Source organism: Pseudomonas putida (genome assembly GCF_028682395.1).
Taxonomy (GTDB): domain Bacteria; phylum Pseudomonadota; class Gammaproteobacteria; order Pseudomonadales; family Pseudomonadaceae; genus Aquipseudomonas; species Aquipseudomonas putida_AB.
In genome coordinates, this window is the sequence record NZ_JANHLC010000003.1 from 60,630 (window position 1) to 73,165 (window position 12,536).

11 protein-coding genes are annotated in these 12,536 nt (G+C 63.7%); 3 read left to right on the plus strand and 8 right to left on the minus strand.

Annotated features, from left to right (window positions below; translation table 11 throughout):
* The first annotated feature begins 65 nt into the window (after positions 1-65).
* A complete protein-coding gene (locus NPS46_RS08540) occupies positions 66-692 on the plus strand; it encodes a sigma-70 family RNA polymerase sigma factor (RefSeq protein ID WP_425312715.1) in 627 nt (208 codons plus the stop codon).
* The gene (locus tag NPS46_RS08545; protein WP_274106149.1) at positions 689-1,363 is read left to right on the plus strand and encodes an anti-sigma factor; all 675 of its coding nucleotides are present in this window, start codon (positions 689-691) and stop codon (positions 1,361-1,363) included. Before NPS46_RS08540 ends, NPS46_RS08545 begins: the two co-directional genes overlap by 4 nt.
* A gap of 44 nt (positions 1,364-1,407) precedes the next feature.
* Here NPS46_RS08545 and fdhA read toward each other — a convergent pair whose 3' ends face one another.
* The 7 genes from fdhA to glyA all read right to left on the minus strand — a co-directional run bounded on the left by fdhA (position 1,408) and on the right by glyA (position 10,245).
* On the minus strand, positions 1,408-2,607 hold the full coding sequence (gene fdhA, locus NPS46_RS08550; protein ID WP_274106151.1) for a formaldehyde dehydrogenase, glutathione-independent: 1,200 nt from the start codon (positions 2,605-2,607) through the stop codon (positions 1,408-1,410).
* 114 nt (positions 2,608-2,721) lie between these two features.
* A complete protein-coding gene (gene purU, locus NPS46_RS08555; RefSeq protein ID WP_274106153.1) occupies positions 2,722-3,579 on the minus strand; it encodes a formyltetrahydrofolate deformylase in 858 nt (285 codons plus the stop codon).
* A gap of 76 nt (positions 3,580-3,655) precedes the next feature.
* Positions 3,656-4,288, minus strand: a complete 633-nt coding sequence (locus tag NPS46_RS08560) for a sarcosine oxidase subunit gamma (protein WP_274106155.1) — start codon at positions 4,286-4,288, stop codon at positions 3,656-3,658.
* Positions 4,289-4,360: 72 nt separating this feature from the next.
* Positions 4,361-7,378 carry a sarcosine oxidase subunit alpha gene (locus tag NPS46_RS08565; RefSeq protein ID WP_274106157.1) on the minus strand — a complete coding sequence of 1,006 codons (3,018 nt, stop codon included), beginning with the start codon at positions 7,376-7,378 and terminating at the stop codon, positions 4,361-4,363.
* Positions 7,375-7,704, minus strand: coding sequence for a sarcosine oxidase subunit delta (locus NPS46_RS08570; RefSeq protein ID WP_274106159.1), 330 nt, complete (start codon positions 7,702-7,704; stop codon positions 7,375-7,377). The genes NPS46_RS08565 and NPS46_RS08570 overlap by 4 nt, the downstream gene beginning before the upstream one ends.
* 14 nt (positions 7,705-7,718) lie before the next feature.
* Positions 7,719-8,969: a sarcosine oxidase subunit beta family protein gene (locus NPS46_RS08575; protein ID WP_274106161.1), complete on the minus strand. Its 1,251-nt coding sequence runs from the start codon at positions 8,967-8,969 to the stop codon at positions 7,719-7,721.
* Between the two features lie 22 nt (positions 8,970-8,991).
* Positions 8,992-10,245, minus strand: coding sequence for a serine hydroxymethyltransferase (glyA, locus tag NPS46_RS08580; protein WP_274106163.1), 1,254 nt, complete (start codon positions 10,243-10,245; stop codon positions 8,992-8,994).
* A gap of 330 nt (positions 10,246-10,575) precedes the next feature.
* Here glyA and NPS46_RS08585 point away from each other — a divergent pair, with 330 nt between their 5' ends.
* A complete protein-coding gene (locus NPS46_RS08585; RefSeq protein ID WP_274106165.1) occupies positions 10,576-11,616 on the plus strand; it encodes a threonine aldolase family protein in 1,041 nt (346 codons plus the stop codon).
* An 89-nt stretch (positions 11,617-11,705) separates the two neighbouring features.
* On the opposite strand, the gene NPS46_RS25300 is transcribed toward NPS46_RS08585, so the two are convergent.
* The gene (locus NPS46_RS25300; protein WP_425312723.1) at positions 11,706-12,446 is read right to left on the minus strand and encodes a methyl-accepting chemotaxis protein; all 741 of its coding nucleotides are present in this window, start codon (positions 12,444-12,446) and stop codon (positions 11,706-11,708) included.
* Positions 12,447-12,536 lie beyond the last annotated feature (90 nt).

A 12,536-nucleotide genomic window follows, 5' to 3' on the forward strand; every position in this document is an offset into this window, starting at 1 on the left:
CATAGTGCATCCGTTTGCCGCCGGCCTGCGTACAACCGTGACACAGGATAATCACGGTGAATGGCATGCTGGCAATCGCTGAACTAGCCTCTGAGCCATCCGGTTCGACCGCACGTCGTCGAGCCTCAGCCTGGAGAATGGCCATTAGCCCCATTGATGCCGACCCACTCGGGCCATTGCTGGCCCAATGTTCACTGGGCGATCGCCGCGCCTTCGAGACCCTCTATCGCACGGTAGCCCCGCGCCTGCATGGCGTGGCACTGCGCTGCATGGGCCGCCGCGACCTGGCCGAGGAAGTGCTACAGGAAAGCTTTGTGCGGATCTGGAACAACGCTTCGCGCTACGAGCCCCATCTGTCGGCCCCCCTGACCTGGATGATCAACATCACCCGCCACCAGGCCATCGACCAGTTGCGCAAGCGTCGTGAGGAACCGCTGAGCGAATTCCATGAACAGCACCTGAGCGACGACGCGCCCACGGCCCACGAACAGCTCGACAGCGCCCGCCAAGCCGGCGCGTTGAACCGTTGCCTGGACAAACTCGAGGGCATGCAGCGCCAGTCGATCACCATCGCCTACTTTCATGGCCTGTCCTGCTCCGAACTGGCCGAGCAACTGGCTGCGCCCCTGGGCTCGGTCAAGTCGTGGATTCGTCGAGGCATGGAGCGCCTGCGTCGGTGCCTTGAATCATGAACTATCACCACCCGCGATTACGCCGTGCCCTGGCGGCCGACTATGCGGTCGGCCTGATGCCGGCCAGGGCCCGGCGCCGTTTTGAAGCACTGCTGCGCGACGATGCGCGTCTGCGTGAGGAAGTGGCACGGTGGCAGGAGTCGTTGATCTGCCTGACCGACCCATTGCCTGAGTTGCCGGTGCCGGATCGGGTCTGGCAGGGCATTCTGGCGCGGATCGAACCGCAGGTGCTGCATGTGCCCGAGAAGCGGCCGTTCTGGAGCCGGATGCGCCTGACGGCGGTCGCGGCTTCGCTGGTGATCGCTCTGGGCGTGGGGCTGCTGTACCGGCATGACCCGGTGATCGCCAGCGCGACCCTGCTCAGCGGCGTACAGGAGCCGGCGTTGCGGATCAAGGCCCATGGCGATTACCTGCAGGTCGAGCCCCTGACACTGGCCGCGGTAGAGGCCCAGCGCAGCCTGGAATTGTGGGCGATAGGGACAGATGGCAAGCCGGTGTCCCTCGGGCTGGTGCCCGAAGGAGGCCAGGGCCGGATGGCCCTGGATACCGCGCAGCGCCAATTGCTGTCCGGCTCGGTGGTATTGGCGATCAGCCTGGAGCCCCGTGGCGGTTCACCCACCGGCCAACCGAGCGGACCGGTGTTGTACCAGGGCCCCCTGGCCGCGCTGTAACCCAATATGCCCAGCCGCCGATGCCAGCGGCTGCGGGCAGGCGCTTAGGCCGCGCTAAACAGCTTGTGCGGGTCGATCACGAATTTCTTCGGCACCCCGGCATCGAACTCGCCATAACCACGCGGCGCATCGTCGAGGCTGATCACTTCCACACCGACGATATCGGCAATCTTGATCCGGTCCCACATGATGGCCTGCATCAACTGGCGGTTGTACTTCATCACCGGCGTCTGCCCGGTGTGGAAGCTGTGGGACTTGGCCCAGCCCAGGCCGAAGCGAATGCTCAGGCTGCCCATCTTCGCCGCCGCGTCCACCGCGCCCGGATCCTCGGTCACGTACAGGCCCGGAATACCGATCTTGCCCGCCACCCGTACCACACCCATCAGCGAGTTGAGTACCGTGGCCGGAGCCTCATGCTTGACCCCTTCATGACCATGCCCACGCGCCTCGAAGCCCACCGCGTCCACCGCGCAATCGACCTCCGGCTCACCCAGCAATGCCGCAATCTGCTCGTGCAGCGGGGTGTCCTTCGACAGGTCGGCAATCTCGAAACCCTGGGCCTTGGCGTGGGCCAGGCGGATCGGATTGACGTCGCCCACAATCACCACTGCCGCACCCAGCAAGCGTGCCGAAGCAGCTGCGGCCAGCCCGACCGGACCGGCCCCGGCGATATACACCGTACTGCCAGGCCCGACACCCGCCGTGACGGCGCCGTGATAACCGGTCGGCAGGATATCGGAGAGACAGGTCAGGTCACGGATCTTCTCCATGGCCTTGTCCCGATCCGGCAGCTTGAGCAGGTTGAAGTCGGCATAAGGCACCAGCACATACTCGGCCTGGCCACCGGTCCAGTCGCCCATATCGACATAGCCATAAGCCCCGCCCGCACGGGCCGGGTTGACGGTCAGGCAGACCCCGGTGTGCTGTTCCTTGCAGGAGCGGCAGCGCCCGCAAGCCACGTTGAACGGTACGGAAACCAGATCGCCGAGCTTCAGGTTCTCGACATCACTGCCCTTCTCGATCACCTCACCGGTAATTTCATGGCCCAGCACCAGACCTGTCTGTGCGGTCGTACGCCCGCGCACCATATGCTGGTCGGACCCACAGATATTGGTTGAAACCACACGCAGGATCACACCGTGCTCGATCTTCCTGCCGCGCGGATCCTGCATTTTCGGATAGTCGATTTTCTGCACTTCGACCTGGCCATTACCCAGATACACGACGCCACGATTGCCAGACATACCTGTTACCTCTTTATTGTTGGAGTGTGAGCCACAAGCCTTGAACCACGCGCTTTAAGCCCAGGAGGTGTACGACACGCTTTGCTCGTGCGGCTTGATGCTTGCCGCTTACCGCTAAAGAACGACCGTTCTGTTGCCATTCAGGAACACCCGCCGCTCCAGGTGGTAACCCACCGCTCGCGCCAGGGTCAGGCCTTCGATATCCCGGCCCTTGGCAATCAGGTCTTCGGGATAGTGGCTGTGGTCGACCACTTCGACGCCCTGGGCGATGATCGGCCCTTCGTCCAGGTCGTTGTTGATGTAGTGCGCGGTGGCCCCCACCAGTTTCACGCCCTTGTTGTAGGCCTGGTGATACGGCTTAGCCCCCTTGAAACCGGGCAGCAGGGAGTGATGGATGTTGATCGCCTTGCCATCGAGCTTGCGGCACAGGTCCGGCGACAGCACCTGCATATAGCGGGCAAGGATCACCAGTTCGGCGCCGGTCTCTTCGATCACCTGCCAGACCTGACGTTCCTGGGTCGGCTTGTCGTTCGGGTCCAACGCAAAGTGGTAGTAGGGAATGCGGTGCCAGTCGGCCAGGGGCTTGAGGTCCGGGTGGTTGGACACCACGGCCACCACATCCATCGACAGTTGACCGATCCGCTGGCGATAGAGCAGGTCATTGAGGCAGTGATCGGCCTTGGACACCATGATCACCACCTTCGCTCGGTAATGCGGCGCCGTCAGTTCGAACGCCATGCCAAAGGCTTCGCCACGCGTGGCGAGGCCTGCGCGAAAAGCCTGTTCGTCAAACTCCTGGGGCGGGCGGAACTCCACGCGGATAAAAAACCGCCCCGACAGCCGATCGTCGAAGGAATGGTGCTCGGTGACATAGCAGCCCTGCTCGAACAGGTAGCGGGTGACCGCGTCCACCGTGCCGAGCACACTGGGGCAGTCGGCGGTGAGGATCCACGTATCGGGGGCGCGGCTCATATGTATTGCTCCTGCTGCCGGGTTTTGCATCGGCACAATCGGACAGGCGCCAACAACAGGCGCCCATGGAAACCTGTCAGGCCTGCACGCTCAGGCCATATTCCGCCGCCGCATCCTGCAACCACAGCCACCAATAGTCGGAGAAACTGCGACGGATCACCAACTCCCAGGTTTCTTCGCCCGTACGGCGAATCACCAGTTGGGATTTGCCGAACACGGTGCCGACGGCCTTGCCCACTGGGAAGTTGTTCGGGTGCACGTCATAGCTCGTGGACTTCATCAGCACATCGCGCACATTCGGCCCGGACAGTTCGAGGATCTGCTGGCCGCCGCTGACATTGACGATGGAAATATGCAGCTCGCCGAGGGCCGCGCGCAGCGCTTGTTCGGTGGCGAACTCCGCACCACCGGGCACGACCAGCAGCCACTCATCAGGGCCCAGCCATTGCAGCGAGGTGTCGCCGCTGGCGACCAGGGTCAGGGCCACGGGCAGTGGCAGGCCTAGCGCCTGTTGCACACCGCTGGCAAAGGCCGGGTCATGGGCATCACCGCGCAGGACCAGATGGCCCAGCAGTTTCTTCTCGCGCACGGTGACACCGGCGTTCTTGCGTCCCTTACCGATCAAGCTGGCCAGGTCGGCGTGGTGCAGCGGCGACTCGGCCCTGGCATCACGGGTCGGGCGTTGTGCGTATACGTTGGCTGTGCTCATGGTGATACCTGTCTTGAATACGGTTGGCGGCCCTCGCGAGCAAGCTCGCGCCTACTGGGGAGAGGACGGCGCTCAAATGTTCTGCTGCTCGCCCTTGGGATCGAAGAACACCGAGGAGACAATCTCGGCCTCGATCACGCTGCCATCGGCCAGCGGTGCAAACACCCGCTCGCCCATGCGCTTGAGACCGCCCTTGACGACGCCCATGGCAAATGAATAGCCCAGTGAGCCGCAGGTGTAGCTGGAGGTGACGTGGCCGACCATCTTCATCGGGATCGCCTGCTTGGGATCGAACACCAGTTGCGCACCTTCGGGCAGCCACTGTTTCGGGTCGATGGGCTTGAGGCCGACCAACTGCTTACGCTGATCACGCACGCAGTCTTCACGGTTCATCCCGCGCCAGCCGATCCAGGAAAACGGCTTGGTGCGGCCCACGCACCAGCCCATGTTCAGGTCGTCCGGGGTCATGGAACCGTCGGTGTCCTGGCCGACGATAATGAAACCCTTCTCGGCCCGCAGCACGTGCATGGTCTCGGTGCCATACGGCGTCAGGTTGTAGGCCTGGCCGGCCGCAACGATTTTCTCCAGCACGCCCATGGCGTAGTCGGCCTGGATATTCACCTCATACGACAGCTCGCCGGTAAACGAGATACGGAACACCCGTGCCGGTACGCCGGCCACCAGGCCTTCCTTCCAGGTCATGAACGGGAAGGCGTCACGGTCCAGATCGATATCGGTCACTTCGCTGAGCAGCTTGCGGCTGTTGGGGCCGGACAGGGTCAGGGTCGCCCAGTGATCGGTCACCGAGGTGAAATAGACCTTCAGCTCTGGCCATTCGGTCTGCTGGTAGATCTCCAGCCATTGCAGTACCCGCGCCGCACCGCCCGTGGTGGTGGTCATCAGGAAGTGGTTGTCGGCCAGGCAGGCGGTCACACCGTCGTCGAAGACCATCCCGTCTTCCTTGCACATCAGGCCATAACGCGCCTTGCCCACATCCAGCTTGGTCCAGGCATTGGTGTAGATACGGTTGAGGAATTCGCGGGCATCGGGGCCCTGAATATCGATTTTGCCCAGGGTCGAGGCGTCCAGCAGGCCGACGCTGGCGCGCACGGCCTTGCACTCGCGCTGCACCGCCGCGTGCAGGTCTTCGCCGTGGCGCGGGAAGTACCAGGGGCGCTTCCACTGGCCAACATCCTCGAACTCGGCACCGTTCTTGATATGCCAGGCCTGCAACGCGGTGTAGCGCACCGGTTCGAACAGATGACCGCAATGGCGCCCCGCCACCGCGCCGAAGGTCACCGGCGTGTAGTTGGGGCGGAACATGGTCGTGCCCATTTGTGGAATGCTGACATTCAGCGAACGTGCCGCAATGGCCAGGCCATTGACATTCCCCAACTTGCCCTGGTCGGTGCCAAAACCCAGGGCGGTGTAGCGCTTGACGTGCTCCACCGACTCGAAGCCCTCCCGGGTCGCCAGCTCGATGGCGGCGGCGGTGACATCGTTCTGCAGGTCGACAAACTGCTTCGGCGCCCGGGCCGTGGCCTTTTCATGGGGCACCTGGAACAACGCCAGGGTGGGCTCCTCGTGACGGCTCAGGGCCTTGGGCAGCACGCCTTCCACCGCCTTGAAACCGGCCTCGCTGGCCGCCCGGGCACCGCCCTCGAAACCATCGGCCAGGCTATCGGCCAGGCCATAGACACCATTGATCCCGCCCACGCACACGCGCTTCTGCGGCGCTTCGCCAGGCACGAAACCGAGAATGTCTTCACGCCAGATCGGCTTGCCGCCCAAGTGCGAAGCCAGGTGCACCACCGGGCTGTAGCCGCCGGAGGTGGCCACCAGATCGCAGTCCAGCCATTCACCGGGGCTGGTGACTTTGTGCGCCTTCACGTCGATGGCCGCGATGCGCGCGGCCGTGACGTGCTTGCTGCCACGGGCTTCGATCACTGCGCTGCCCGTAAGGATGCGGATCCCCTTGGCCCGTGCTTCTTCCACCAACGCGCCACGTGGGTTGTTGCGGGCATCGGCAATGGCCACCACCGGCAAACTGGCGTCGAGCCAGTCGAGGGCCACGCGGTAGGCATGGTCGTTATTGGTCGACAGCACCAGCTTCTTGCCCGGCGCCACGCCGTAGCGGCGCACATAAGTGGATACCGCGCCGGCGAGCATATTGCCCGGCACGTCGTTGTTGCCGTAGACCAGCGGGCGCTCGTGGGCGCCGGTCGCCAGCACCACGCGCTGGGCCCGTACCCGGTTGATGCGCTGGCGCACCTGGCCCAGGGGCGCACGGTCGCCCAAGTGGTCGGTCAGGCGCTGATGAATGGTCAGGAAGTTATGGTCGTGGTAGCCGTTGACCGTGGCCCGGGGCAGCAGGGTCACTTCGGGCAGCGCCTTGAGTTCGGCGATGACGCTGGCCACCCAGTCGGCCGCCGGTTTGCCATCGAGGCTTTCGCGGCTGTCGAGCAGGCTGCCGCCGAACTCTTCCTGCTCATCGGCCAGGATCACCCGCGCCCCGCTGCGGCCCGCCGCCAACGCAGCAGCGAGCCCGGCCGGGCCGGCGCCGACGATCAGCACATCGCAGTGGCGATTGATGTAGTCATAGCTGTCCGGATCGTTCTCGGTCGGCGACCGGCCCAGGCCGGCAGCCTTGCGGATGTACTTCTCGTAGGTCATCCAGAACGATTGCGGGTACATGAAGGTTTTGTAGTAGAAACCCGGCGGCATCAGCTTGCCGCCGACCTTGCCGAGAATCCCCATCATGTCGTTGTTGACGCTCGGCCAACCATTGGTGCTGGCCGCCACCAGGCCCTGGTACAGCGCCTGCTGGGTCGCCCGCACGTTGGGGATCTGGCTGGCTTCGCTGGCGCCGATCTGCAGCACCGCGTTGGGCTCTTCGGCACCGGCGGCGTAGATCCCGCGCGGGCGTGAATACTTGAAGCTGCGTCCGATGATATCAACGCCATTGGCCAGCAGCGCAGCGGCCAGGGTATCGCCTTCAAAACCTTTGTAGCTCTGGCCATTGAAGGTGAAGCTGAGGACTTTGTTGCGGTCGATCCGGCCGCCGTTGGGCAGGCGATTGATCTGGCTCATACCTTCTCTCCCAAAGCCTGTACAGGCCCTTTCGGATGCTCATCGCGGGCCATGATGTGTGGCTTGGTGCCGATCTTGTAGGTTTCGAGGATCTCGTAGGTCACGGTATCGCGGGTCGCGTTGAAGTACTGGCGGCACCCGGCAACGTGGTCCCACAGCTCGTGGTGCAGACCGCGGGGGTTATCGCGAAAGAACATGTAGTCGCCCCACTCCTCGTCGGTGCAGGCATTGGGGTCCAGGGGCCGCGGGATATGCGCCTGGCCGCTGGAATGAAACTCTTCTTCGCTGCGCAGCTCGCCACAGTGAGGACAGAAAATATGCAACATGGGGATGCCTCCTGTTAGTGGGCGACGGCCGCAGCGCCGTGTTCGTCGATCAGCGCACCGTTGTGGAACCGGTCGATGGAGAAAGGCGCCGCCAGCGGGTGCATTTCCCCCTTGGCGAGGCTGGCGGCAAACACGTTGCCCGAGCCCGGCGTGGCCTTGAAGCCGCCCGTGCCCCAGCCGCAGTTGAAGAACAGGTTGCTGACCGGGGTCTTGGAAATGATCGGGCAGGCGTCCGGCGTGGTGTCGACGATGCCGCCCCACTGGCGGTTCATACGCACCCGGGACAGCACCGGGAACATCTCGACGATGGCCTGGATCGTGTGTTCGATCACCGGGTAGGAACCGCGCTGGCCATAGCCGACCCAGCCGTCGATCCCGGCACCGATGACCAGGTCGCCTTTGTCCGACTGACTGATGTAACCGTGGACCGCGTTGGACATGATCACGCTGTCGATAATCGGCTTGATCGGCTCCGACACCAGCGCCTGCAACGGGTGAGATTCAATCGGTAGGCGAAAGCCGGCCAGACGGGCCATATGCCCCGAGTTACCGGCGGTGACCACGCCAACGCGCTTGGCGCCGATAAAGCCCTTGTTGGTCTCGACGCCGATGCACACGCCGTTTTCCTTGCGAAAGCCGATCACTTCGGTTTGCTGGATCAGGTCCACGCCCAAGGCGTCGGCAGCACGGGCAAAGCCCCAGGCCACGGCATCGTGACGAGCCACGCCGCCACGGCGCTGCACCGTCGCGCCGATGATCGGGTAGCGGGTGTTTTTCGAGCAGTCCAGGTAGGGAATCTCGTCGGCGACCTGCTTGCCGTTCAGCAACTCGCCGTCGACGCCATTGAGGCGGTTGGCGCTGACCCGGCGCTCCGAGTCGCGCATGTCCTGCAGGGTATGGCACAGGTTGTAGACGCCACGCTGGGAGAACATCACGTTGTAGTTGAGGTCCTGGGACAGCCCCTCCCACAGCTTCATCGCATGTTCATAAAGGTGGGCCGATTCGTCCCACAGGTAATTGGAACGCACGATGGTGGTGTTGCGCGCGGTATTACCGCCGCCCAGCCAGCCTTTCTCCACCACCGCGACATTGGTGATCCCGTGTTCCTTGGCCAGGTAATAAGCGGTAGCCAGGCCATGGCCACCGCCGCCGACGATGACCACGTCATAGACTTTCTTCGGCACCGGCGTGCGCCACATTTTCTGCCAGTTTTCGTGGTGGCTCAGAGAGTGCTTGAGAAGGCCGAAGCCCGAATAGCGTTGCATAGTCATGACTCCAGAGCTGCTCTCAGCGATAAACCGGGAAATCCGCGCACAAGGCCGCGACATTCTTCGCCACATCCGCCTCGACATCGGCATCACCGAGGTTGTCGAGGATGTCGCAGATCCAGCCGGCCAGCGCCACGCACTGGCTGACCTTGAACCCGCGCGAGGTGACAGCCGGGGTGCCGATACGCAGGCCCGAAGTCACGAAGGGCGACTGCGGATCGTTCGGCACGGCGTTCTTGTTCACGGTGATATGGGCACGGCCCAGGGCGGCATCGGCATCTTTGCCCGTCAGGCCCTGGCGGATCAGGCTGACCAGGAACAAGTGGTTATCGGTGCCACCGGACACTACATCGTAGCCACGTTTGATAAACACGCCGGCCATGGCCTGGGCGTTGTCGATCACCTGCTGCTGATAGACCTTGAAGCCCGGCTCCAGCGCTTCCTTGAAGCACACGGCCTTAGCGGCGATCACGTGCATCAATGGGCCGCCCTGGCCACCGGGGAATACAGCCGCATTGAATTTCTTTTCCAGCGCCTCATTGGCCTTGGCCAGGATCAGGCCGCCACGGGGACCGCGCAGGGTCTTGTGGGTCGTGGTAGTGACCACATCGGCATAGGGCAGCGGATTGGGGTACAGGCCGGCGGCAACCAGGCCGGCGACGTGGGCCATGTCGACGAAGAAATAGGCGCCAACCTTGTCGGCGATCTGCCGGAACCGAGGGAAGTCCAAGGTCTTGGAGTAGGCCGAGAAGCCAGCGATGATCATCTTTGGCTGATGCTCGACGGCCAGGCGCTCGACTTCGTCGTAGTCGATCAGGCCGGTGTCGGTGTCGATGCCGTACTGCACGGCGTTGTAGAGCTTGCCGGAGAAGCTGACCTTGGCACCGTGGGTCAGGTGACCACCGTGGGCCAGACTCATGCCCAACACCGTATCGCCGGCATTGAGCAGGGCGAGATAGACCGCCGCATTGGCCTGGCTGCCGGAGTGGGGCTGGACGTTGGCGTAATCGGCGCCAAACAGTTGCTTGGCCCGCTCGATGGCCAGGGCCTCGACCTTATCCACATGTTCGCAGCCGCCGTAGTAACGCTTGCCGGGATAGCCTTCGGCGTACTTGTTGGTCAAACCGCTACCCTGGGCCTGCATCACGCGCTTGCTGGTGTAGTTCTCCGAGGCGATCAGCTCGATATGATCTTCCTGGCGCTGCTCCTCGGCATTCATGGCGGCCAACAGTGCGTCATCGTAGCCCTGGATCTGGTCTTGCTTGCTGAACATCGCGGTTCTCCCGGCGGCGTGATGCGCCTTTTGTCTGGGTCAGGCCAGGCCATGCGGTCGTGCCCTTTGGCTGCGATGGTAGGGCCGGCGCAGACAGTCCAAATGCCTACGCGCGCCACGCAAAGGTGCGTTTACGACATGCCATGACGCCCAGGGGAAAACGCCGGTGCACACCTGCGGTACGCGCCCGCGTGTCGACGAGAGGGAGAACGGGGTTGCACTTGAGAAAGGGCTTGCGAACACACACGCGCTTGCCCACATGAGCGCGTGGTCACCCCTAAAGCAGATGGAGTAGAGTGCCCTCCATCATCGTTCTCTCGGATCCCGGCCATGACCGAACAAAGCCAGCAATTTGCCAGCGACAACTATTCCGGTATCTGCCCCGAAGCCTGGGCAGCCATGGAACAGGCCAATCACGGCCATCAACGCGCGTATGGCGATGACCAGTGGACCCATCGCGCGGCCGACGATTTCCGCGCCCTGTTCGAAACCGACTGCGAAGTGTTCTTCGCCTTCAACGGCACCGCGGCCAACTCCCTCGCCCTGTCGTCGCTGTGCCAGAGCTATCACAGCGTGATCTGTTCGGAGACCGCCCACGTCGAGACCGACGAATGCGGCGCCCCGGAATTTTTCTCCAACGGTTCCAAGCTACTTACCGCTCGCACCGAAAACGGCAAGCTGACCCCCGAATCGATCCGTGAAATCGCCCTCAAGCGCCAGGACATCCACTACCCCAAGCCCCGCGTGGTCACGCTGACCCAGGCGACGGAAGTCGGTAGCGTCTACCGCCCGGAAGAAATCCGCGCCATCAGCGCCACCTGCAAGGAGCTGGGGCTGAACCTGCACATGGACGGCGCACGCTTCTCCAATGCCTGCGCGTTCCTGGGCTGCTCGCCCGCCGACCTGACCTGGAAGGCCGGGGTCGATGTACTGTGTTTTGGCGGCACGAAAAACGGCATGGCGGTCGGGGAAGCCATCCTGTTTTTCAATCACGACCTGGCGGTGGATTTCGACTATCGCTGCAAACAGGCGGGGCAACTGGCCTCGAAAATGCGCTTTCTCTCGGCGCCCTGGGTCGGCCTGCTGGAAAACCAGGCCTGGCTCAAGCATGCGCGCCACGCCAACCATTGCGCGCAGTTGCTCAGCAGCCTGGTGGCGGATATCCCTGGTGTGGAACTGATGTTCCCGGTGGAAGCCAATGGCGTCTTCCTGCAGCTATCGGAGCCGGCCATTGCCGCCTTGAGCGCACGCGGCTGGCGTTTCTACACCTTTATCGGCAAGGGCGGCGCGCGATTCATGTGCTCGTGGGACACCGAAGAGGCCCGGGTGCGCGAGCTGGCGGCGGATATCCGCGAAGTCATGCAGGCTTGAGCCCCGGGGCTCGCCATTGCACCAACGCGACCTTACGAACGCTGCACGCCCGGACCTGCCGCTGCCGCCAGGCAGCGGCGTCCTGGCGCCTACCCCAACCGAAATCCGCCCATCTGCCGCGCCAGGTCATCGGCCAGACCTTGCAGCGCCTGGCAGTCCTCGCGGCACGCGCGGATCTCCGAGGCCGTATCCCGGGCCAGTTCGGAAATACCCAGGATGGTCCGGCTGATTTCGTCGGTCACCGCCGACTGCTCTTCCGTCGCGGTCGCCACCTGGTGGTTCATGTCGCTGATCCGCTCGACCTGCCCGCTGATCGCCGTCAATGACAGCCCCGTACGCTGGCTGGCCTGTACCCCGGTGCCCGTGGCCGCCTGGCCGCTGTGCATCGAGGCCACCGCGTTGTACGCGCCCTGCTTGAGGCGCTGGATCATGCTCTGGATCTCGGCCGTGGAGTTCTGCGTACGCTGGGCCAGGGTGCGCACCTCATCGGCGACCACCGCAAAGCCCCGCCCCATATTGCCCGCCCGCGCCGCCTCGATGGCTGCGTTCAATGCCAATAGGTTGGTCTGCTCGGAAACGCCACGGATCACCGCCAGCACCTGGTCGATGGAGCCGACCTGATCGGCCAACTCGCCTACCGCCTCGACCGCCTGGCCAATCTCGCCCGACATGCCTTCGATATGCTCGATCGCCCCCTCGACCTGCACGCGCGCTTGCGCCGCTTCATCGCGCGCCGTCTGGGACGCCTCGGCCGCATGCCCCGCACTCTGGGCGATGTCCTGCACCGTTAAACCCATTTGATGCACGGCAGTGGCCACGCTGTCGGTCATTTCCTGCTGACGTCCGGAACGCTCGGCGGTGTTTTCCACTACCCGCACCACCTCCGCGACGGATTGGCGCAAACGCTCGCTGGTCGCCAG

What these genes read in the sequence shown, in the direction of transcription:
- NPS46_RS08540 (WP_425312715.1), top strand. Translation starts at nt 66, where the DNA reads ATGCTGGCAATCGCTGAACTAGCCTCTGAGCCATCCGGTTCGACCGCA.
- NPS46_RS08545 (WP_274106149.1), top strand. Translation starts at nt 689, where the DNA reads ATGAACTATCACCACCCGCGATTACGCCGTGCCCTGGCGGCCGACTAT.
- fdhA (WP_274106151.1), bottom strand. Translation starts at nt 2,607, where the DNA reads ATGTCTGGCAATCGTGGCGTCGTGTATCTGGGTAATGGCCAGGTCGAA.
- purU (WP_274106153.1), bottom strand. Translation starts at nt 3,579, where the DNA reads ATGAGCCGCGCCCCCGATACGTGGATCCTCACCGCCGACTGCCCCAGT.
- NPS46_RS08560 (WP_274106155.1), bottom strand. Translation starts at nt 4,288, where the DNA reads ATGAGCACAGCCAACGTATACGCACAACGCCCGACCCGTGATGCCAGG.
- NPS46_RS08565 (WP_274106157.1), bottom strand. Translation starts at nt 7,378, where the DNA reads ATGAGCCAGATCAATCGCCTGCCCAACGGCGGCCGGATCGACCGCAAC.
- NPS46_RS08570 (WP_274106159.1), bottom strand. Translation starts at nt 7,704, where the DNA reads ATGTTGCATATTTTCTGTCCTCACTGTGGCGAGCTGCGCAGCGAAGAA.
- NPS46_RS08575 (WP_274106161.1), bottom strand. Translation starts at nt 8,969, where the DNA reads ATGCAACGCTATTCGGGCTTCGGCCTTCTCAAGCACTCTCTGAGCCAC.
- glyA (WP_274106163.1), bottom strand. Translation starts at nt 10,245, where the DNA reads ATGTTCAGCAAGCAAGACCAGATCCAGGGCTACGATGACGCACTGTTG.
- NPS46_RS08585 (WP_274106165.1), top strand. Translation starts at nt 10,576, where the DNA reads ATGACCGAACAAAGCCAGCAATTTGCCAGCGACAACTATTCCGGTATC.
- NPS46_RS25300 (WP_425312723.1), bottom strand. Translation starts at nt 12,446, where the DNA reads ATGACCGACAGCGTGGCCACTGCCGTGCATCAAATGGGTTTAACGGTG.